General features: G+C 58.8%; 21 protein-coding genes and 2 tRNA genes. 16 read left to right on the top strand and 7 right to left on the bottom strand.

Annotated features, from left to right (window positions below; all coding sequences use genetic code 11):
• The first annotated feature begins 3 nt into the window (after window positions 1-3).
• From RUM8411_RS10145 to dxs, 6 genes are all read left to right on the top strand, one after another.
• On the top strand, window positions 4-516 hold the full coding sequence (locus RUM8411_RS10145; RefSeq protein ID WP_085822570.1) for a MarR family winged helix-turn-helix transcriptional regulator: 513 nt from the start codon (window positions 4-6) through the stop codon (window positions 514-516).
• Entirely contained in the window at window positions 513-1,214 is a 702-nt protein-coding gene (locus tag RUM8411_RS10140) for a response regulator (RefSeq protein WP_085822569.1), read from the top strand. Before RUM8411_RS10145 ends, RUM8411_RS10140 begins: the two co-directional genes overlap by 4 nt.
• Window positions 1,215-1,282: 68 nt before the next feature.
• Window positions 1,283-2,209: a histone deacetylase family protein gene (locus tag RUM8411_RS10135; RefSeq protein WP_085822568.1), complete on the top strand. Its 927-nt coding sequence runs from the start codon at window positions 1,283-1,285 to the stop codon at window positions 2,207-2,209.
• Window positions 2,206-2,448 (top strand): exodeoxyribonuclease VII small subunit, encoded by a 243-nt coding sequence (locus tag RUM8411_RS10130; protein ID WP_037313918.1) that lies wholly within the window; start codon window positions 2,206-2,208, stop codon window positions 2,446-2,448. The genes RUM8411_RS10135 and RUM8411_RS10130 overlap by 4 nt, the downstream gene beginning before the upstream one ends.
• Window positions 2,449-3,315 (top strand): polyprenyl synthetase family protein, encoded by an 867-nt coding sequence (locus RUM8411_RS10125; protein WP_085822567.1) that lies wholly within the window; start codon window positions 2,449-2,451, stop codon window positions 3,313-3,315.
• Between the two features lie 14 nt (window positions 3,316-3,329).
• Window positions 3,330-5,258, top strand: a complete 1,929-nt coding sequence (gene dxs / locus RUM8411_RS10120) for a 1-deoxy-D-xylulose-5-phosphate synthase (protein ID WP_085822566.1) — start codon at window positions 3,330-3,332, stop codon at window positions 5,256-5,258.
• A 32-nt stretch (window positions 5,259-5,290) separates the two neighbouring features.
• On the opposite strand, the gene RUM8411_RS10115 is transcribed toward dxs, so the two are convergent.
• A tRNA-Thr gene (locus RUM8411_RS10115) sits at window positions 5,291-5,366 on the bottom strand.
• Between the two features lie 214 nt (window positions 5,367-5,580).
• On the opposite strand from RUM8411_RS10115, the gene RUM8411_RS10110 reads away from it, so the two are divergent.
• The 4 genes from RUM8411_RS10110 to arsB are packed head-to-tail and all read left to right on the top strand — an operon-like array spanning window position 5,581 to window position 9,690.
• Window positions 5,581-6,414 carry an arsenate reductase/protein-tyrosine-phosphatase family protein gene (locus RUM8411_RS10110; protein WP_085822565.1) on the top strand — a complete coding sequence of 278 codons (834 nt, stop codon included), beginning with the start codon at window positions 5,581-5,583 and terminating at the stop codon, window positions 6,412-6,414.
• On the top strand, window positions 6,411-7,409 hold the full coding sequence (locus RUM8411_RS10105) for an ArsJ-associated glyceraldehyde-3-phosphate dehydrogenase (protein WP_085822564.1): 999 nt from the start codon (window positions 6,411-6,413) through the stop codon (window positions 7,407-7,409). Before RUM8411_RS10110 ends, RUM8411_RS10105 begins: the two co-directional genes overlap by 4 nt.
• Window positions 7,406-8,671: an organoarsenical effux MFS transporter ArsJ gene (arsJ, locus tag RUM8411_RS10100; protein ID WP_085822563.1), complete on the top strand. Its 1,266-nt coding sequence runs from the start codon at window positions 7,406-7,408 to the stop codon at window positions 8,669-8,671. Before RUM8411_RS10105 ends, arsJ begins: the two co-directional genes overlap by 4 nt.
• A complete protein-coding gene (gene arsB, locus RUM8411_RS10095) occupies window positions 8,668-9,690 on the top strand; it encodes an ACR3 family arsenite efflux transporter (protein ID WP_085822562.1) in 1,023 nt (340 codons plus the stop codon). Before arsJ ends, arsB begins: the two co-directional genes overlap by 4 nt.
• 3 nt (window positions 9,691-9,693) lie before the next feature.
• On the opposite strand, the gene RUM8411_RS10090 is transcribed toward arsB, so the two are convergent.
• A tRNA-Arg gene (locus RUM8411_RS10090) sits at window positions 9,694-9,770 on the bottom strand.
• Between the two features lie 115 nt (window positions 9,771-9,885).
• On the opposite strand from RUM8411_RS10090, the gene RUM8411_RS10085 reads away from it, so the two are divergent.
• Window positions 9,886-10,911, top strand: a complete 1,026-nt coding sequence (locus RUM8411_RS10085; protein WP_085822773.1) for a LacI family DNA-binding transcriptional regulator — start codon at window positions 9,886-9,888, stop codon at window positions 10,909-10,911.
• A gap of 4 nt (window positions 10,912-10,915) precedes the next feature.
• Complete coding sequence (locus RUM8411_RS10080; protein WP_085822561.1) at window positions 10,916-12,124, top strand: winged helix-turn-helix domain-containing protein; 1,209 nt, start codon at window positions 10,916-10,918, stop codon at window positions 12,122-12,124.
• A gap of 3 nt (window positions 12,125-12,127) precedes the next feature.
• Here the strand turns inward: RUM8411_RS10080 and RUM8411_RS10075 are convergent, their stop codons facing one another.
• Together RUM8411_RS10075 and hpaR are read right to left on the bottom strand one after the other, a co-directional pair.
• Entirely contained in the window at window positions 12,128-12,826 is a 699-nt protein-coding gene (locus RUM8411_RS10075; protein ID WP_085822772.1) for a fumarylacetoacetate hydrolase family protein, read from the bottom strand.
• A 512-nt stretch (window positions 12,827-13,338) separates the two neighbouring features.
• A complete protein-coding gene (hpaR, locus tag RUM8411_RS10070; protein ID WP_085822560.1) occupies window positions 13,339-13,767 on the bottom strand; it encodes a homoprotocatechuate degradation operon regulator HpaR in 429 nt (142 codons plus the stop codon).
• 220 nt (window positions 13,768-13,987) lie between these two features.
• Here hpaR and RUM8411_RS10065 point away from each other — a divergent pair, with 220 nt between their 5' ends.
• On the top strand, window positions 13,988-14,758 hold the full coding sequence (locus tag RUM8411_RS10065) for an HpcH/HpaI aldolase family protein (RefSeq protein ID WP_085822559.1): 771 nt from the start codon (window positions 13,988-13,990) through the stop codon (window positions 14,756-14,758).
• 4 nt (window positions 14,759-14,762) lie between these two features.
• Here RUM8411_RS10065 and RUM8411_RS10060 read toward each other — a convergent pair whose 3' ends face one another.
• Window positions 14,763-15,905: a DUF3095 domain-containing protein gene (locus RUM8411_RS10060; RefSeq protein ID WP_085822771.1), complete on the bottom strand. Its 1,143-nt coding sequence runs from the start codon at window positions 15,903-15,905 to the stop codon at window positions 14,763-14,765.
• A gap of 140 nt (window positions 15,906-16,045) precedes the next feature.
• On the opposite strand from RUM8411_RS10060, the gene RUM8411_RS10055 reads away from it, so the two are divergent.
• The 3 genes from RUM8411_RS10055 to RUM8411_RS10045 all read left to right on the top strand — a co-directional run bounded on the left by RUM8411_RS10055 (window position 16,046) and on the right by RUM8411_RS10045 (window position 19,410).
• The gene (locus RUM8411_RS10055; RefSeq protein ID WP_085822558.1) at window positions 16,046-17,218 is read left to right on the top strand and encodes an MFS transporter; all 1,173 of its coding nucleotides are present in this window, start codon (window positions 16,046-16,048) and stop codon (window positions 17,216-17,218) included.
• 23 nt (window positions 17,219-17,241) lie between these two features.
• Complete coding sequence (locus RUM8411_RS10050) at window positions 17,242-18,276, top strand: glycosyltransferase family 4 protein (RefSeq protein WP_085822557.1); 1,035 nt, start codon at window positions 17,242-17,244, stop codon at window positions 18,274-18,276.
• Window positions 18,277-18,387: 111 nt separating this feature from the next.
• Window positions 18,388-19,410: an aspartate-semialdehyde dehydrogenase gene (locus tag RUM8411_RS10045; protein ID WP_085822556.1), complete on the top strand. Its 1,023-nt coding sequence runs from the start codon at window positions 18,388-18,390 to the stop codon at window positions 19,408-19,410.
• Between the two features lie 349 nt (window positions 19,411-19,759).
• Here the strand turns inward: RUM8411_RS10045 and RUM8411_RS22495 are convergent, their stop codons facing one another.
• Together RUM8411_RS22495 and RUM8411_RS10035 are read right to left on the bottom strand one after the other, a co-directional pair.
• Window positions 19,760-20,011 (bottom strand): hypothetical protein, encoded by a 252-nt coding sequence (locus RUM8411_RS22495; protein WP_143534871.1) that lies wholly within the window; start codon window positions 20,009-20,011, stop codon window positions 19,760-19,762.
• 152 nt (window positions 20,012-20,163) lie between these two features.
• On the bottom strand, window positions 20,164-20,490 hold the full coding sequence (locus RUM8411_RS10035) for a hypothetical protein (protein ID WP_085822554.1): 327 nt from the start codon (window positions 20,488-20,490) through the stop codon (window positions 20,164-20,166).
• Window positions 20,491-21,309 lie beyond the last annotated feature (819 nt).

Here is a 21,309-nt window from a genome sequence, read left to right as displayed (position 1 = left end):
GATATGTCGGATACCCGCCCCGCCCAAGTTTTTGGCGGCGAGAGCCTTTTGTTTCTGACCGACGAACAGCTGCGGCAGGGGATCGAGGCGATGTTTTTCGCCTATCGCGGCTTTACCGCGGACCCTGATCGTATCCTGGCGCAAATGGCTTATGGGCGGGCGCATCACCGCGCCATCCACTTTATCAACCGCGCCCCGGGAACCACAGTCAACAACCTGTTGGCCATTCTTGGCGTGACAAAACAATCCTTGAACCGGGTGTTGCGGACATTGATCGACGATGGGTTGGTCGAAAGCCGGGTCGGCACCGTGGACAAGCGCGAACGACACCTGTTTTTGACCGAAAACGGCAGAGCGTTAGAGGCCAGGCTGTCCGAGGCCCAGCGCGTTCGGATGCGCGCGGCATACAAGGATGCCGGTCCCGAGGCTGTGTCAGGATTTCGTAAAGTGCTTGAAGCGATGATGGATGCTGATATGCGTCATGCTTACACGAAATTGCGGGATACGACCTCATGAGCGACATGGACGCCCATCTGCTGATCGTCGACGATGACGAACGTATTCGCGATTTGCTCAAGAAGTTCCTGATGCGAAGCGGGTTTCTGGTGACCTCCGCGCGCGACGCCGCCCATGCGCGGCGGGTCTTGTCGGGGCTGGATTTCGACATGATCGTTCTGGATGTGATGATGCCGGGCGAGGATGGCGTCAGCCTGACCAAAGCGCTGCGCGAAACTCATGCCACACCGATCCTGCTATTGACCGCGCGTGGCGAGACCGAGCATCGGATTGCCGGCCTTGAGGCGGGTGCAGATGACTATCTGGCCAAACCGTTTGAGCCAAAAGAACTGTTGCTTCGGATCAACGCCATCCTGCGACGAATGCCGGAAACCCCGGCACAGGACACGGCCAGCAAGATCCTGAACCTCGGCCCGATCCGATATGACGTGGAACGTGGCGAGATGTGGCAGGGCGAAGACCCGGTGCGACTGACCGCAACTGAAAGCCAGTTGATGAAGATCTTTTCGGCCCAGCCCGGTGAGCCGATCAGCCGGGCCAAACTGGTTGAGTATCTGGGCAGGGACAAGGGTCAGGCGCAGGAGCGGGCGGTCGATGTTCAGATCACCCGTCTGCGCCGCAAGATCGAACAGGACCCGAAACAACCGCGGTATCTGCAAACAGTGCGCGGGGCCGGATATATGCTGGCACCGGATTGAGCGTGCAACTGCGCTGCGATTTCAGGCCTTCGGCGAGGGTTTTTTGGCCAAATGAATAGGGGATTCCAATGAAGACCGCCCTTTTGACTCATGCGGATTGCCTTGGGCATGTGACACCTGAGGGGCACCCGGAACGGGTGGCGCGGCTGGAACATATTCTGCACACGCTAGAGCCGCTGGACCTTGATCGCAGAACGGCCCCGATGGCCGCCGATGACGATCTGCTGCGCGTTCATCCTGAAAGTCACATCCGAGACATTCGCAGCAGTCGTCCGGTGGACGGATTCAACCAGATAGACGGCGATACGTTCATGTCACCGGGATCGGTTGATGCCGCCTATCGCGCCGCTGGCGCAGTCGTGCGCGCAGTTGATCTGGTGCTGAGCGGCGAAGTGCCGAACGCATTTTGTGCCATCCGCCCGCCTGGACATCATGCGGAAACGGACACTGCCATGGGGTTCTGTCTGTTCGGCAATGCGGCATTGGCGGCAAAACATGCCCTGGACCATCACGGGCTGAACCGTGTGGCGGTGGTGGATTTTGATGTGCATCACGGCAATGGCACGCAGGATTTGCTGTGGGATGAGGCCCGGGCGCTGGTGATCACCAGCCAGCAGATGCCTCTTTGGCCCGGATCGGGCCGCACGGATGAAACCGGCGCGCATGATACGATCCTGAACATCCCGCTTGCGCCCGGTTCAGGTGGCGCTGAAATGCGTGCGGCTTATGAAACACGGGCCTTTCCGCGATTGCGCGCGTTCAAACCTGAGCTGATCATCATATCGGCAGGTTTTGACGCGCATCAGGACGATCCGCTTGCCAACCTGAACTGGTCGACCGGCGATTTCGCGTGGATCACCGGGGAACTGTGCAAGATCGCCGCTGAGGTTTGTGATGGTCGTATCGTCTCGACTCTGGAAGGCGGGTATGATCTGAACGCACTGGCCGAGGCCACCCGGGCCCATGTGGAAGAACTGATGAAGGCAGTCCGATGACCGATACCCCCGTTGATCAGATGACATTCGAACAGGCGATGAAAGAGCTGGAGGCTGTTGTTGGCCAGCTTGAGCGCGGCGACGTTGCGCTGGATCAGTCCATCGCCTTGTATGAACGCGGGGCCGCGCTGAAAAAACGCTGCGAGGATGAGTTGAAGCGGGCCGAGGAAAAAGTGGCCGCGATCACTCTGGACGCGGATGGTCAGCCGACCGGGACGACGCCAGTCGAAGGTCAGTAAATGTTTCGCGAAAGACTGGCGCAGGATGCGGCGCGGATACAGGATCATTTCGATCTGGTTCTGGGCGCGCTGGACGATCTGGATGCGACAAGGGCGATGGCCTACGCCACCGAAGGCGGCAAGCGTCTGCGTGGATTTCTGGTGCTGGAAAGCGCGCGACTGCATAGCATCGGCCCAGAACAGGCGATCTGGCCCGCAACCGGGATTGAGGCGTTGCATGCCTATTCGCTGGTTCATGACGACATGCCCTGCATGGATGACGACGACTTGCGGCGCGGGCGTCCGACAGTACATGTTAAATGGGATGAAGGGACGGCCGTTTTGGCCGGGGATGCCCTTCAGGCTATAGCATTTGAACTCTGCACCCACCCCGAGGTCGGTCCTGTTGCGGTTCGCGCTGAGCTGGCCCTTACACTGGCCCAGGCAAGCGGTGCACGGGGTATGGTTCTGGGCCAGGCCCTGGATATCGCGGCGGAAACAACCGAGATGCCATTGACACTGGACGAGATCACCCGGCTTCAGGCAGGCAAAACCGGTGCTCTGATCGAATGGTCTGCCTGTGCGGGGGCACGAATGGCTCAGGCAGATAGAGCCCCCTTGCGCCAATATGCCCAAGCCCTTGGCCTTGCTTTTCAAATCGCCGATGACATTCTGGATGTAGAAGGAGATGCCGAAAAGGCCGGTAAACGTCTGCAAAAGGATGCCGAGGCGGGAAAGGCTACGTTTGTTTCTCTGCTGGGTTTGGAGGCAGCCAAAACGCGGGCGACCGATCTGGTGGATCAGGCCTGCGCGGCGCTAGATGGGTACGGTGCGAAGGCTGAAACCTTGAAGGACGCCGCCCGCTTCGTTATTGCCCGGGACAGCTAAGCCAGGAACGCCATATGTCTGACCGCCCGAATACGCCCCTGCTGGATCTTGTGAACCGCCCTGCGGATCTCAAGCAGTTCTCGGACGCGCAGTTGCATCAGGTTGCACAGGAATTGCGGTCCGAGACGATTTCCGCTGTGTCCGTCACTGGCGGGCATCTGGGCGCGGGTCTGGGCGTGGTGGAACTGACCACGGCCCTGCATGCAGTGTTTGATACGCCGCGCGACAAGATTGTCTGGGACGTGGGTCACCAGTGCTATCCGCATAAAATCCTGACCGAACGACGCGACCGTATCCGCACTCTGCGCCAGAAGGATGGGCTCAGCGGGTTCACCAAACGCAGCGAAAGCCCCTATGACCCGTTTGGCGCGGCGCATTCCAGTACCTCGATCAGCGCCGCTTTGGGCTTTGCCGTCGCCCGCGATCTGGGCGGGGTCACACCCGAAGGTCTGGGCGACGCGATTGCGGTGATTGGCGATGGTTCGATGTCTGCCGGCATGGCGTTTGAGGCAATGAACAACGCCGGGCATCTGAAAAAACGCCTGATCGTGATCCTGAACGACAACGAGATGAGCATCGCCCCCCCGGTTGGGGCGCTGTCCAGTTATCTGTCGCGCATGTACGCCGAACAGCCGTTCCACGATCTGAAAGCTGCTGCCAAGGGCGCAGTGTCCCTGCTGCCCGAGCCGTTCCGAGAGGGGGCCAAACGCGCCAAGGAAATGCTGAAAGGCATGGCCGTAGGCGGCACTTTGTTCGAAGAGCTGGGCTTTTCCTACCTTGGCCCCATCGACGGGCACGACATGGATCAGCTGTTGCCGGTGCTGCGCACGGTCAAGGCACGGGCAACCGGCCCGATCCTGATCCATGTGTTGACGAAAAAGGGCAAGGGTTATGGTCCTGCCGAGCAAGCCCGCGACAAGGGTCATGCCACGGCCAAATTCGACGTGGTGACTGGCGAGCAGAAAAAAGCACCCTCCAATGCGCCGTCGTATACCTCGGTCTTTGGCAAGACACTGGTGGAAGAGGCCGCGCGGGACGACAAGATCGTCGCTGTCACCGCCGCGATGCCGGACGGCACTGGTCTGAACCTGTTTGCGGAACGCTACCCGTCGCGCTGCTTTGACGTTGCAATTGCCGAGCAGCACGGTGTGACGTTTTCCGCAGCCCTGGCGGCCGGAGGGATGAAGCCGTTTTGCGTGATGTATTCCACCTTTTTGCAGCGTGGCTACGATCAGGTCGTGCATGATGTTGCGATTCAGCGACTGCCAGTGCGTTTTGCCATCGACCGTGCGGGCCTCGTGGGTGCTGACGGGGCGACCCATGCGGGTTCGTTCGACATCGCCTACCTCAGCAACCTGCCCGGCATCGTCGTCATGGCCGCTGCCGATGAGGCCGAGCTGATGCATATGGTGGCCACTGCCGCCGCGCATAACGACGGCCCCATCGCTTTCCGCTATCCGCGGGGCGAAGGCGTCGGCGTGGATCTGCCCGAACGCGGTGAGGTGCTGGAGATCGGCAAAGGCCGCATGATCCAGAAAGGCGCGCGCGTCGCGCTTTTGTCCTTTGGCACCCGTCTGGCTGAAGTTCAAAAGGCGGCTGAGGCGCTCGCGGCCCGCGGCATCACCCCGACCATCGCCGATGCCCGCTTTGCCAAGCCTCTTGACCGCGACCTGATCCTTGATCTGGCCACCAACCACGAAGCCCTGATCACTATAGAAGAAGGCGCCATAGGTGGTTTCGGCAGCCATGTTGCGCAGTTGCTGGCGGATGAGGGCGTGTTTGACGAAGGCCTCAAGTATCGCTCAATGGTTTTGCCCGACACCTTTATCGATCACGCCAACCCATCCGATATGTATGCAGTTGCGGGCATGAATGCCGAACAGATCGAGGCCAAAGTGCTTTCGGTTCTGGGCGTTGCTTCAATCGGCGAAAAACGCGCCTGAGGCGATTCACTTGCGGAGTTTCAGAAAAGCCGTGGTGCCTCAAGAGGGACTCGAACCCCCGACCTTGTCCTTACGAAGGACCTGCTCTACCAGCTGAGCTATTGAGGCAAGCGAAAGATCGTTTAGACGGTCGCGGGGATGTGTGCAAGTCTCGAAACCCCGGGAAATCGCCGGCCGTCCAGCGCGTGATTCCCCGGCATCTGATCCTTTCCCCTGATCGTCTCCGGCGCGGATATCCTGCTGTTTCAGTGAATTACGAGGGTGGTCCTTTTGCCCGGGTTTCGGATTGACTCTCATCATCTATTTCATTATTTCATGAAATATGATAGAAGAGATTACCAACCAACTGGCCATCCTCGGTCACCCGCAGCGCATCTCGGTGTTTCGCATGTTAGTGCGACGGTTTCCTGACAGCGTTCCTGCGGGTGAACTGGCGACCGGGCTGGATATCAAGGCCAGCACCCTGTCGAACTACCTGAATGCGCTACAGCGGTCAGGACTGGTGACACAAGAGAGGGCCGGGACCTCTCTGCTCTATTCCGTTGATATGAAAACCGTGCAGCAGATGCTGGATTTCCTGGTCCTCGATTGTTGCCGTGGTCGCCCTGATCTTTGCATGCCCTTTACCCAAGGAAATGACGCCATGACGGATCGCAAGTTCAATGTTTTGTTTCTGTGCGTGGGCAATTCCGCACGCTCAATCTTTGCGGAATCGCTGCTGCGCGCGTTGGGCGGAGAACGATTCAACGTGTATTCCGCTGGAACGCAACCGACCTCGGACCTGAACCCGTTTGCGGTGCAGGTGCTGCAGGACAAGGGACATGATACCTCGATCCTGCGCTCGAAACATATGTCCGAATTTGCCGCCCCCGATGCGCCAAAAATGGATTTCGTGTTCACCGTCTGCAATCAGGCCGCGAACGAGGATTGCCCAGCATGGGAAGGCCAGCCGATCAGCGGCCATTGGGGCATGGTCGACCCGGTCAAGGCCAACGGCACCGAGGCCGAGAAAAGCCTGGCCTTCCAGAACGCCTATGGCGCGCTCAAGCGTCGGATCGAGGCATTCACCTCATTGCCGGTTGAAAGCTTGGACCGGATCGCGCTGCAATCCGCCGTTGACGACATCGGACGCACGTCAGTTGAGGATTCAAAATGATCACTTACGCTGTAAACGGGCTGGGCCGGATGGGAAAACTGGCCCTGAAACCGCTGTTGGAAAAAGGCGCAAACATCGCCTGGATCAACGATGCGATGGGCGATCCGGAAATGCACGCGCATCTGCTGGAGTTTGACACGGTCCACGGGCGCTGGGATGCCCGGTTTTCCCATGACGCCGACAGTGTGACCATCGACGGCACGCGCCTGCCATTCATTGGCACCCGAGATATTTCTGCTCTGCCACTGGAAGGTGTCGATGTGGTGATCGACTGTACAGGCGTCTTCAAGTCCGAGGCCAAGCTGGCCCCTTATTTTGCGGCGGGCGTCAAAAAGGTTGTCGTCTCTGCCCCGGTCAAGGACGGCCCCACCGCCAACATCGTGATGGGTGTGAACGAGGCGACTTACGATCCTGCCAACCATCGCATTGTGACCGCAGCGTCCTGTACCACCAATTGTCTGGCTCCTGTGGTCAAGGTCATCCACGAAAACCTGGGTATTCGCCACGGATCAATGACTACAATCCACGATGTGACCAATACTCAAACCATCGTTGACCGCCCTGCTAAGGATCTGCGCCGCGCTCGTTCGGCGTTGAATTCGCTGATCCCGACCTCGACCGGTTCGGCCACAGCAATCACGCTGATCTACCCCGAGCTTATAGGGCGGCTGAACGGCCACGCCGTGCGCGTGCCGTTGCTGAACGCCTCGCTGACGGATTGTGTGTTCGAAGTTGAGCGGCAAACCACGGCCGAAGAGGTCAACAGCCTCTTCAAAACTGCTGCCGAGGGCGCCCTGCGTGGTATCCTGGGCTATGAGGTCCGTCCGCTGGTGTCGGCCGATTACACCAACGACACCCGCTCTTCGATCATCGATGCGCCTTCGACCATGGTGGTGAATGGGACACAGGTGAAAATCTACGCCTGGTATGACAATGAAATGGGCTATGCGCATCGCCTGGTCGATGTCGCCCTGATGGTCGGAGCGGCGCTGTGACCCACAAACCCGAAGGTCTGTCAGCCTATGCCGCCGTCACGGCGGCCTATTGGGCCTTTATGCTGACCGACGGGGCGCTGCGGATGCTGGTGCTGCTGCATTTCCACACCATGGGGTTTTCACCGGTTCAACTGGCCTATCTGTTTGTTCTGTACGAAATCGCGGGCATGGGCACAAACTTGGCCGCCGGATGGATCGCGGCGCGGTTTGGTCTGACTTCGACACTGTATGCGGGGCTGGGATTGCAGGTCCTGGCACTACTGACCTTGACTCAACTGGATCCCAACTGGGCGATTGGCGCGTCTGTGGTCTTTGTGATGATTGTGCAAGGGGCCAGCGGGGTGGCCAAGGATCTGGCCAAGATGTCCTCGAAATCCGCAGTGAAGCTGCTGGCACCGACAAAAGATGGTGACCTGTTTCGTTGGGTGGCGATTCTGACCGGATCAAAAAATGCGGTGAAGGGGCTGGGCTTTTTGCTGGGTGCCGGAATGCTGGCCACCTTTGGCTTTGTCTGGGCCGTGCTCGCCATGGCCATCGTTCTGGGCATCATCCTTGTGGCGGTTGTCTTCTTCATGCCTCCGGGGCTGCCCAAAGGGCGCAAAGGCGCAAAGTTCACCGAGGTGTTCTCGAAGTCCGCCAATATCAACTGGCTTTGTGTTGCGCGCCTGTTTCTGTTCGGGGCCCGCGATGTGTGGTTTGTGGTCGGCATCCCGATCTATTTCTACGCGGTGCTGTCGGACGGATCCGAGGCCGGAAACCGCTCTGCCTTTTTCATGATCGGCACGTTCATGGCAGTCTGGATCGTCCTGTATGGCGCGGTGCAGGCCAGCGCGCCGAAAATTCTGCGCGCTGCTGATCGGTCCGAGGCTGAGCTGATCCGCGCCGCCCGCGACTGGGCCGCCGCGCTGTTTTGCGTACCGGCCGCGCTGACAGTGGCCGTGGTTCTGTCTTCAGGCCCCGAGACATGGTTGACCCTAACGCTGGTAGTTGGCCTGCTGGTTTTTGGTGCTATTTTTGCGGTGAATTCCTCGTTGCATTCCTATCTGATCCTGTCCTTAACCCAAGCCGAGCGGGTAACGATGGATGTCGGGTTCTATTACATGGCCAACGCCACCGGCCGTCTTTTGGGCACGGTCCTGTCTGGCTTGACCTATCAAATCGGAGGGCTGCCCATGGTTCTGGGCACCGCCACGTTCATGGTGGCCCTATCCGCGCTGGCCTCTGCCAGAGTGCATGATCAGACATCCGAGGCCCTGTCATGAGTATTTTCGAGCGTTACCTGACCGTGTGGGTCGCCTTTGCCATGGTCGCAGGCGTGCTGATCGGGTTGATCGCACCCGCACTGGTTGGGATGATTGCTGCGGCCGAGTTTGCCAGCGTCAATCTTGTAGTGGCAGTGCTGATCTGGGCAATGGTCTACCCGATGATGGTCGGCGTTGATTTTGGTGCGGTCGCAGGTGTGGCCCGCCAGCCACGCGGGCTGATTGTCACACTGGTGGTCAACTGGCTGATCAAGCCCTTTACCATGGCGCTGCTGGCCGTGCTGTTTTTTGACTATGTGTTCGCACCGTGGATACAACCCGAGGACGCCGCCCAATACACCGCCGGCCTGATCCTGCTGGGCGCCGCGCCGTGCACAGCGATGGTGTTTGTCTGGTCGCAACTGACCAGAGGAGACGCGACCTATACGCTGGTTCAGGTCTCGGTCAACGACCTGATCATGGTTGTAGCCTTTGGGCCCATCGTGGCCTTTCTGCTGGGCGTCACTGATATCTCGGTGCCCTGGCAAACGCTGGTTCTGGCGACGGTTCTGTATGTCGTACTGCCCCTGATCGCCGGCCTGATCACCCGCCGCGCGCTGGGATCGCAACAAGCGATCGACACTTTCTCAGCCCGGGTCAAACCCTGGTCGGTGATGGGCCTGATTGCCACTGTCGTGATCCTGTTTGGCCTGCAAGGTCAGACGATCTTGTCCAAACCAATTGTGATCGTGCTGATCGCGGTACCCATTCTGATCCAGAGCTACGGCATATTCGCCCTTGCCTACGGCGCAGCCTATGCGCTGAAGGTTCCTCACCGCATTGCCGCCCCCTGCGCCATGATCGGCACATCCAACTTCTTTGAATTGGCCGTGGCAGTGGCTATCAGCCTGTTTGGCCTGAATTCCGGCGCGGCACTGGCAACCGTTGTCGGCGTGCTGGTCGAAGTGCCCGTCATGCTGTCTCTGGTGGCGTTCGCCAACCGCACCCGCGCCCGGTTCCCAGATCCTGCTGCTTCATAAAACTGGCGACCCCGGCAGGATTCGAACCTGCAACCTGCCCCTTAGGAGGGGGCTGCTCTATCCAGTTGAGCCACGGGGCCGCGCAAGGCTCTCTGTACCTGTGTTTTTTCGGGATGTCATGAGTTTTGCACAACAGTTGTAAAACGCGTCCTGTTCACGCTACCATCGGGCAAAACAACAGTGCAGGTGCCCTCCGTGACAATAGATACCAAACGCCCGCTTACCCTTCGTGATGTCTCGGAAGCGTCCGGAGTATCCGAGATGACGGTCAGCCGGGTTCTGCGCAACCGAGGCGATGTGTCTGATGCCACCCGCACCCGTGTTTTGGCTGCCGCAAAAGAGCTGGGATACGTGCCCAACAAGATTGCGGGCGCACTGGCGTCGAGCAGGGTCAACCTTGTGGCGGTGATCATCCCGTCACTGTCGAACATGGTCTTCCCCGAGGTTCTGACTGGTGTCAATCAGGTATTGGAAGACACCGAATTGCAGCCCGTGGTCGGCGTCACGGACTACCTGCCCGAGAAAGAAGAGAAGGTGCTGTACGAGATGCTCTCGTGGCGGCCCTCGGGCGTGATCATTGCCGGATTGGAGCACACAGAGGCCGCGCGTGCCATGCTGGATTCCGCGGGTATTCCGGTGGTTGAGATCATGGATACCGATGGCAAGCCGGTTGATGCGATGGTTGGCATTTCCCATCGCCGCGCCGGGCGCGAAATGGCGCAGGCGATCCTGAAGGCGGGCTATGAACACATCGGGTTCATGGGCACCAAAATGCCGCTGGACCATCGCGCACGAAAACGGTTCGAAGGGTTTACCGAAGTTCTGGGCAAACATGGGGTCGAAATCGAAGACCGCGAGTTTTATTCCGGCGGATCCGCTCTGGCCAAAGGGCGAGAGATGACGCAAGCCATGCTGGAACGCTCGCCTGAACTGGATTTCCTGTATTACTCCAACGACATGATCGGTGCAGGTGGGTTGTTGTACCTGCTGGATCAGGGGATCGACATACCGGGCCAGATCGGTCTGGCCGGGTTCAACAATGTTGAGTTGCTGCAAGGCCTGCCGCGCAAACTGGCCACAATGGATGCTTGCCGGTTAGAAATCGGGCGCAAGGCGGCCGAGATCATCGCCGCACAGCTGGCCGACCCAAATGCCGAGGTCGATGCGCGGATAACTCTGACCCCCAAGATCAGCTATGGCGATACGTTGAAACGGCGCTAAACCCGTGGCGCTGCAGCGGTTGGACAACAAGACGGCCCGTGCCCTGTTCATGGATCACCATGCGCTTGCCGAACCCCCTTCGGGCGGCGCAAAAGGCGCGGATCTGCTGGAATTGATTCATCGCCTGGGCTTTGTGCAGCTGGACAGCATCAACACCGTTGCCCGCGCCCATGACATGATCCTGTATTCGCGCAGACCGTCTTATCGCGCAGGCAACCTCAAGCGTCTGTACGAGCGGGACAGGGTGCTGTTCGAACACTGGACCCATGACGCGGCCGTTATTCCAATGGCGTTCTACCCACACTGGCACCTGCGGTTTCAACGGGATGCCGATCTGCTGAAATCGCGTTGGAAGAACTGGCGCCGGGATGGGTTCGAACAGCAATTCGCCACCGTCCTGCAGCATATCCGTGACCACGGTCCGGTGTCGTCTTCGGACGTAGGCAAAGACGAAAAGAAAGGCTCTGGCGGGTGGTGGGACTGGCACCCATCGAAAACCGCGCTGGAGTTTCTGTGGCGCTCGGGCGCGCTGACGGTGATTGGCCGCAGCGGATTCCAAAAGCGATACGATCTGACCGAACGGGTGATCGACACACATCTCTGTCCCGGCAACATGGTCTGCGACGCGGACCAGACCGTTGATTGGCTGTGCAACGCGGCGCTGGACCGGTTGGGATTCGCAACCTCGGGTGAACTGGCTGCGTTTTGGGATACGGTCAGTGTGACCGAAGCGAAGAACTGGTGCGAACAGGGCCTAAATAAGGGGCTTTTAGAAGAAATCGAGATCATTTGTACCGATGGCCGCGTGCGCAAACTGCTTGCCCGGCCGGGTCTGGCTGCGTCAGATGTGCCCACTCCAACCAGCCGTGTCCGCGTGCTAAGCCCCTTTGATCCGATGCTGCGCGACCGTAGCCGGGCCGAGCGGCTGTTCGGGTTCCACTACCGGATCGAGGTCTTTGTGCCCGCAGCCAAGCGCACCTATGGCTATTACGTATTTCCGCTGCTGGAAGGTGACCGTCTAATCGGGCGGATCGATATGAAAGCACAGCGCGATCGCGGCGTTCTTCACGTCAGCGCCTTATGGCCGGAAAGATCCGTACGCTGGTCCGAAGCCCGGACCCGGCGGCTGCAATCAGAGTTGGACCGGGTCCGCCGATTTACCGGTCTGGATGACGTCGAGTATGCCTCTGGCTGGCTGAAAGACCCTAAATAGGGTCTATTCTGCGTCCCCCAGTGTCAGCTTGATGGGCTGCAGGCCGTCTATCCCGCCCTCGATCACGTCGCCAGCCTGAACCGGACCGACCCCAGCCGGAGTGCCGGTCAGGATCAGGTCACCGGGGCGCAGGTGATAATACCCGGACAGATGGCTGATGATCTCATCGATCTTCCAGATTAACTCGTCCAGCTTTGCGTCCTGACGCAGCGCCCCGTTGACGCTGAGGTGAATGCGTTTGTCATCCGTCGCGGCCCAGTCCGAAGCCTGCACCAGCGGCGCAAACACTGCGCCATTTTCCAAGTCCTTGCCCAGATCCCAGGGGCGCTGCTTGTTGCGCTCGCGGATCTGTAAGTCTCGGCGCGTCATGTCCAGCGCACATCCATAGGCATAGACAGCCCCCCACGCCTGGTCGCTGGTCGCCCGGAACACGGGTTTGCCGATGGCCACAGCCAATTCCATCTCGTGGTGGAAATTCTCGGTGCCCGGAGGATAAGGCACCGTTGCCCCGGTCAAAACCGCATTGGCAGCGGATTTGGTGAAGTAAAACGGAGCCTCACGGTCGACGTCATGGCCCATCTCGGCTGCATGGGCCGCATAGTTGCGACCAACACAGAAAATCCTGCCCACCGGATAGGTCGCGGTTTGTCCATGAACCGGAATGGAAACCGGTGCAGGAAGAGAAAACAGACTGTCTGGCATCAAGGCCCCTTTTTTCGTCAGGCAAGGGTGCATCTTAGGGAAGGAGGGGTTCAGGACAAGCCATGACAGGGCAGCGCCGTCGCCGCACTCTGTCTTCGATCACAATTGGACGTACATACCTTGAAAATCCCAAAAGGGCTCTATCGTCTATAACTGGCAGAGCGAGACGTGCTCTGACCCGCCAGGACATGCCCTGGTCTTGCTGTCGCGCAAGCGTTTAGCGGGGGCTCAAGCCTTTGCGTTTACCAAAAAGGAACCTATGAAAACCGGTACTTAACCCGGAAACAAGGTGCATATTTCGGAGAACTTCGGCCAAAGATGCTGCCCCCAGAAATCTTTGTGCAGATCAGCCGTCAATTTTCAGGCGGCACGTTCTCTGAATAGCGGGTCGGACCGTTGGAACACACCCGGCGCAACCGGCCTGCGGCCAGACACCCAGTCCAGTACAAGTCTGGCCGCCCCGTCGGAGAGGTCCCTAATCTCTCTGGCGGGGTTTGTGTTTGCTGTCACGTCTAAAGGTCATGCAGATCATTTAACAGGTCCAGAAGCACCTCGTGCCGGTCCGGACCCAGTTTGGTGCGCAGCTCATCGGCCAGGCGGATCGATACCTGGATATTGTCGCGGATAATCTGCTCCCCTTTGGCAGTGGCCTCGACGATCTGGCGACGCTTGTCGCCGGGATGCACCCGCCGCAGGATCAATCCCTTGGCTTCCAGCTTTTGCAGAATTCGGGTGAGACTGGGCAGCAATAGGCAGGCCCGTTCAGCAATATGTGTTGGTTCTTGCGGGCCGTCCTCTTTCAGAACGCGCAACACGCGCCATTGCTGTTCCGTCACCCCTGCATCCGCGAGCATATTGCGAATTGGTCCCATGACCCTTTCCCGTGCCCGCAGCAGCGCAATGGGCAGCGAACGTGACGTCATCGGTAAGTCATTGGTCATAATAAATTCTGTACGAAATCGGGCGGCACTGCAACTTAACAATAACTATCGCATCGGTTGCGCAGTTTTGACCTTTTTAGAGCCTGATTTTCCCAAAACACTCAAAACATCCAATCCTCGGCCCACCGCAAAGACCGTTGACCTTCGGGGCCGTGTACCCATCACTGGCAGAACATAGAAAACCTCGCCCGCCGAATGATATCCAGAAGGAGGCCGGACCATGCCTGCACCCAGAAATGACTTCAAACAGGCCCTCAATGATGGCCGACGACTGATTGGATGTTGGAGCAGTTTTGCCGAGGCCATCACAGCCGAGATCATGGGCACGGCCGGTTTCGACTGGCTGGTGATCGATGGGGAACATGCGCCAAACGACATCCGTTCGGTTCGGGATCAACTGATGGCGCTGGCGCACAGCCCGTCACACCCGGTTGTCCGGGTGCCAGTAGGCGACACGGCCCTGATCAAGATGGTACTGGATGCCGGAGCCCAGACGATACTAGTGCCAATGGTGGACAGCGCAGAACAGGCGCGGGACCTGGTGCGCGCCTGCCGCTATCCACCCGAAGGCGTGCGCGGAGTGGGCGCGATGGCCTCGCGCGCGACGCAATACGGAACAACCGCCGAATACATCCAGACGGCGGACGAGCAGATTTGCCTGCTGGTTCAGGTCGAAAGCCGCGCAGGTCTGGCGGCGCTGGACGACATTCTGCAGGTAGGTGGCGTGGACGGCGTGTTTATCGGCCCCGCGGATCTGTCGACCGATATGGGTTATCAGGGCAACAGCACCGCCCCCGAGGTGCGCACCGCCATTGCTGATGCGATGATCCGGATCAAAGCGGCGGGCAAGGCACCCGGCATCCTGGGCACCACGGATGAGGCGCGTCAGGCCTACCTGGACATGGGGGCGCAGTTTCTGGCAGTGGGGATAGACGTGATGCTGCTGGCGCAGGCGTCCCGAGCATTGGCAGAAAAATGGAAAGCGAAATAGCGCCTTAGTCCTGCATGGCAGCGGCGGCCCGCGCATACCCGCCCGACGCCCCATCGACAAAATGCACGTGATCGTCGCGCGTGGCCGAGGGGACAAAACAGGTCATCATCGCCTCATCCTGCGCGTGAACGCCATAACGAATCTTGCCCTGCCCGCGCGCCTGTTCCAGCAGAATCCGTATTTGAGCCAAGGTGGACGGATCGCAATCCAGCGTCATTTTCAACCCGTCATCGAATTTGCGAAAATCGGCATTGCGGCTGACCATCCGCTTGTAATGCTCGGGCTCAAAATTTCCCAGCCGTTTTCCGGTTTTGAACAGTAGCCCGATCAGCAGGTTTTGACCCATCAACAGCAGCTTTTGCAGGGTCAGGTTTCGCCCCGCCCGCGACACATGGGCGTCGATTGACACACCGGGGGGAGGCCAGGTAATTGGCGGGCCGTTCTCGGGTACCGGATGACCGCCACGGTCCAGCCCTTCGGATGCGGACAGAACGGATTGCGCCAGATCGGCAAAGTCGCTCTCGGTTGCATTTTCGGTTGGCTGCACCACCAGTGACACGATCTGACCATGCCGCGCCTTGCTATTGGACCAGCGGCAGGACAGGCCGGTCAAGTCCGGCTGGGCCCCAGGGTCCGCGGGCGGTACCAAAAGCTCTCCCGCTTTCATCTGCGCCTCGGCCCATGCCAGCCCCCCGCCCGAGAACATGGCATAATCCACCCCGTCCGAGGGCGCATAGCGCGCAACGCGCAGGTCTTTGCCCGCCAAACGAAGGTCAGAAACTGGCACCAATGCTCCGCGCAGCGCGATCGAAAACTCTTCGGCCGCCCAGCGTTGTGTTTCGGACAAAACAGTGCGGGCCGTATCGACGGCGCCTGCGGGCACAGCAAACCCCGCCCCATCGCCGCCAAAGACATAAGGAAACTCTTTGCCGCGCAATCCGTTGATCATCGCCGAGATCACCGCCGCGCCAACCATGTTAACGGTCTTATATCGCCCCTTGGCGATCTCACCGGTGGAATCGACGATATCGGCAACGCCCAGTGCCCAGTCATCCGGCACTGCTGTAAAGCGCGCCGGATCAGCCAACAAGGTGAAGTCCCGTTGCCGGGGAAGACTGTCATAAAACGCGGCTTGGGCGTCTTTCATGGGCACCTCGGGATGATGGGTCAGGGTTAAGCTAGTCTGGTTGTGTTCGCTGTCCTGTAAAAACATCATAGCACATGCGCTTGTAGGACGCATCGGGACGTGCCAAGCATTTCCGCGCAACGTGGGGAAGGGCAGATTTCATGAAGGCAGGTCTGGTGGTGTTGTGTCTGGGCTATGTGCTCAGCCAGTTCTTTCGCGCCTTTCTGGCCGTGCTCAGCGTTGATCTGGGCCGCGATATCGGGGCCACGCCCGAGGATCTGGCCTTTGCATCAGGGCTTTGGTTTCTGGTCTTTGCGGCGATGCAACTGCCTGTAGGCTGGGCGCTGGACCGGATCGGGCCGCGCCTGACAGCCGCGGTATTGCTGATGGTTGGCGGGGCTGGCGGGGCAACGATCTTTGCCATCGCATCCACGCCTTTGCACATCGGCATCGCCATGGGGCTGATCGGTGTCGGGTGCTCTCCGGTTTTGATGGCGTCTTATTATATCTTTGCCCGTGAATTTCCACCTGCGCGGTTTGCCACGCTGGCTGCCGTTATGCTGGGCGTCGGGTCTGTGGGCAATCTGGTCGCCTCTTACCCCACGGCGCTGGCGGTCGAGCTGATGGGTTGGCGCGCCACGATGGTCACGCTGGCGGTGTTTTCAGCTGCCATCGCGATTGGCATCTGGATGACAGTGCATGACCCCAAGCGGGTCGAAACAGATCAAAAAGGATCGGTGCTGGACCTGCTAAAGGAACCGGCACTGTGGGCAATCCTGCCGTTGATGCTGGTGGCCTATGCGCCGTCGGCGGCAACGCGTGGCCTGTGGGCCGGACCATACCTGAGCGATATTTTCGCCCTCAGCACCACACAGATTGGAACGGCGACACTGATCATGGGGGCGGCAATGATTGCCGGAACCTTTGCCTATGGCCCGCTGGACCGGCTGCTGGGCACCCGAAAATGGGTGATCTTTGGCGGCAATGCGCTGGGCGTGGCCGCGCTGGCCCTGCTATGCCTGTGGATCAACACCACGGTCTGGGTGTCTGTCGTTTTGATCGCGGTGATCGGGTTCATGGGGGCCAGCTTTCCGGTCATCATGGCTCATGGTCGCGCTTTTGTGCCGCCTCATCTGGTGGGGCGGGGTATGACCTTGCTGAACCTTTTTGGCATCGGTGGCGTCGGTCTGGCGCAATTTGTCACCGGTCGCATCCACGCGGCCACAGTGGACATCAGCCCAACCGCACCCTACACAGCGATATTCGGCTTTTTTGCAGTCACGCTTGCCATGGGCTGTGTGATCTATCTATTCAGCCGCGACAGCGTCGACTGACGCTGGAACCGACAGGAGCATCCATGTCCGACCCGCGTGTCATCGCCCCCAATCTCAAACGCAGGCTTTCGGGCGTGACGGCGACGATTGCCCGGCTGGTGCCCTTGCAAGTGCAATGGATCGACATCGCGGCCACCGGACCGGGATTGCCCGCGGATATCCCGCATATAGCCTTGGGGCGCTTGCCGTTTTTGCCCCGCAAAACAGCGCGGGTTTGGCACGCCCGGCGCAATACCGAGATGCTGCTGGGCCTGATCTTGCGCAATATCTTCCGGCTGCGGTTGAAACTGCTGTTTACCAGCGCCTCACAACGGGCGCACACCGGCTATACGAAATGGTTGATCGAAAAGATGGACGCGGTGGTTGCGACGTCGCGCAAGACCGCCGGGTACATGGAGCGTGACGCGCAAGTGGTCATGCATGGCATCAACCTGCAGGACTTCGTGCCGCCGCAGGACAAGACGTCAGTTCGTACGCAATTGGGTCTGCCCGAGGGGCTGTTGCTGGGCTGCTATGGCCGCATCCGCCATCAAAAAGGCACGGATGCCTTTGTCGATGCAATGATCGACCTGTGTGGCAGGTTCGATGATGTCCACGGCATCGTCATGGGCCGCGCGACCGAAAAACACACGACTTTTCTGGCTGGGCTGAAGGACAAAGTCACCAAGGCCGGCCTGTCGGATCGCATCCTGTTCATGCCCGAGGTTACCGTCGACCGGATCGCCGAATGGTATCAGGTTCTGGACCTGTTCATCGCCCCGCAACGCTGGGAGGGCTTTGGCCTTACCCCGCTTGAGGCGATGGCCTGTGGCGTACCGGTTGTCGCCACCGATGTTGGTGCGTTTTCCGAGATCGTGACAGATCCGTCCCTGGGGCATGTGGTGGAACCCGGTGACATTCCCGCGCTGGCCGATGCCGCCGCTGACATGTTGTCTGACCCCGATTCCCTTGCCCGATCCGGCAACGCCGTCCGCGCCCATGTGGAACAGAATTTCGACATCAACCGCGAGGCAAAGACCCTTGTGGCGCTTTATGAACGGTTATTGAGCGGCACCTGAGGCGAAGCGCCGCGTCAAATCGGTGTCATCACGGAAATTATGCCCCGAAAACCCTTTTTTCTTTCGCGCGGCGCGGCTATGAACGCGCGTCCTTAACTTTGGAGACATGAAATGGGCTATCGCGTCGTAGTCGTCGGCGCCACAGGTAATGTGGGCCGCGAAATGCTGAACATCCTGGCGGAACGCCAGTTCCCCGTCGATGAACTTGCTGTTCTGGCAAGCCGTCGTTCGCTGGGCACCGAAGTAAGCTTTGGCGACACGACACTCACTACCAAGGATCTGGACACGTTCGATTTCACCGGCTGGGACATGGCGCTGTTTGCCGTGGGGTCCGAGGCGACCAAGGTCTACGCCCCCAAAGCGGCCAAAGCTGGCTGCGTGGTGATCGATAACTCGTCGCTCTATCGCTATGACCCGGACATTCCGCTGATCGTGCCGGAATGTAACCCGCAGGCGATCCACGACTACAAAAACAAGAACATCATCGCCAACCCCAACTGCTCGACCGCGCAGATGGTTGTCGCGCTGAAGCCGTTGCATGACCGCGCGCGCATCAAGCGCGTCGTCGTGTCGACCTATCAGTCGGTGTCTGGCGCCGGGAAAGAAGGCATGGACGAGCTGTGGGATCAGACCAAAGCGATCTATAATCCCACTACGGACGTGCCGCCGAACAAGTTCCAGAAACAGATCGCCTTCAACGTCATTCCCCAGATCGACGTCTTCATGGAAGACGGCTCGACCAAGGAAGAGTGGAAGATGGTTGTGGAAACCAAAAAGATCGTCGATCCGTCGATCAAGGTTACCGCCACATGTGTTCGTGTGCCCGTGTTCGTAGGCCACTCTGAGGCCGTGAACATCGAGTTCGAGGAGTTCCTCGACGAAGACGAAGCCCGCGACATCCTGCGCGAGGCGCCCGGCATCATGGTGATCGATAAACGCGAAGACGGCGGCTATGTCTCTCCTATTGAATGCGCCGGCGATTTCGCCACGTTCATCAGCCGTATCCGCCAGGACTCGACGATTGAAAACGGCCTGAACCTGTGGTGCGTGTCTGACAACCTGCGCAAGGGCGCCGCCCTAAACGCCGTCCAGATCGCCGAACTGCTGGGCCGTGAAGTCCTGAAAAAGGGCTAAATCCCACCCAACAGAACTGCCACAAGGGCCGCCTGTTTCGGGCGGCCCATTTTCTTTGTGCTTGTTGCGACTACGTGCGCCTGCACCTTTCGCGGGAAGACAAAAGATCGTAACTGTTTCGATGGCCTGTTCGGCGCCTAAGACAAGACTGAGCCACGTCAGCCAGAGTGGAATACTCTGTGCTCACCAAATCCCAGCACAGCAATAGGGCTGGCCATGGCCGCCATGGACGCAATCACAACCCGTCCCCAGACGGCAGAGATCCCAAACATCACCTGTGCCGTCCTGTCGGACAAATTGCTTGTGTCATACGCCAAACCAGGCCAAATCCTTGCTTACATCTGGGCCGTCAGCGCAAATCCAAAAACACATAGCGATGAGGCAGCGGAGGCAATGCCGCAACTTGGCTGACGGATACGAAGGTCCGCGCCCACACATAGGTTCGGGATCGCCAACCATTTTCCAGGAACCAGGAAACAATTTCAGCCCCTGTAAACTCGATGCTCAGAGCAGCACCTCCAAGGGAGACAAAGCTGGAGATGTAAAACGCACACGTCAATAGAATGTTGGTGAATAAGAAATTTCCGGCAGAGATGCGCATCGGCAGTTCTCGCACCTAAAAATTGTATGCCGTCAGGGAATTGGTCCGTAAACGCTTTCGGTAGGTCGCACCGGACGCTGTCAGCTAGGGAATGAAAGCTCCGACAGTTCGGAGCTTTCCCGGTGATCAACCGTCCCGGTTATGATGCTCAATCAGTCTGTGAATGTGTATTCACCCAGATCGCATAGGTTCAGGCCAAAGTCTTCGGCCTCTGAACCATCGGCAAAGATACCACGAATATCATAGATGCAGGTGGTCAACCCGTCTACAATGTCAACTCCGGTTTCGTAGCCAGGCGCAAGATAGCCGTCTGCCAAAAGATCTTCCTCCCAATCGTCAGATGAAGCCGGAGAGATATTGAACTCGACAAGATCCGAGCTGCTGTCATTGTGCAGCAGGAATTCAAGATCTTCGGCATATGCAGAGGAACACACTGTCAAAGTCATGGCAGCCAGTGCGGCAAACAGGGTTTTCTTCATCAATAAGGATCCTTTTGTTTGGGTAAAAGTTGATGTGAGCCACCGACTTGAGGGGTCAGTACGTGGCGACACGGTGGCCCACAAGAGGCAGTATCCTATTGGCGCTTTCTCTGTTTTGTTGTTGATGGCAGGTTACAGGCGGAACTCAAACCCGATCTGGTCTGCATAGCCTTAGTCGTCCGAACTGCCGTTAAAATCACTTCAGGCAGATACTGAGCCGACCAGCGTGGATTGCGTAGCGCTCTCCAAGTGACCACCAAGTGTCAGCTCGAGATCGTTTTGTTGCGCTCTGTGATGACTGCGTCTTCGCTGAACGAAACTCCGGTTTCGTTGTCAAGGGCACGGGTGTCGTCAAACTGACCAAACAGAGCCCCCGTTTCACCAGTACCCTCTACTACGCGCACGCCAAGACGCGCTCACAGGGCATCCCATCAGAAACCGTTCCAGTAGCCGAAACCACCGAAAACCGTGGAGCGGCCCACATCAACGCCTCATTCGGCCAGCAGAGCGAAAACATCATTGTAGGAAAACGGATAACGGCTATCGGTAGTACCGGCGCACGACCAACAGTATGCTCTTGGGTGGAAAACGGTGGAACTTGAATGGATCACATCTGGGCATGTAAGACGCCAAGAGTTCTCTTGCTCGATCTTACTGACGGTCAATGCAACAGTCTGTTTTTTCCCGGTCCTGAGCACCTAAACCTCCATTCCCTCGCGTCCGACAGGTGGCAAAAGTTGGTGTCAGAGCCATTGAGATTAACTGAAACGCTGGACGCACTTGGCGAAACTTGGCATCTTTGAATAAGCTTAACCAACG

The sequence above is a fragment of the Ruegeria meonggei genome, assembly GCF_900172215.1.
Taxonomy (GTDB): Bacteria; Pseudomonadota; Alphaproteobacteria; order Rhodobacterales; family Rhodobacteraceae; genus Ruegeria; species Ruegeria meonggei.
The sequence above is the reverse complement of the archived record's forward strand: the minus strand, read 5'-3'. Positions and strand labels throughout refer to the sequence as shown.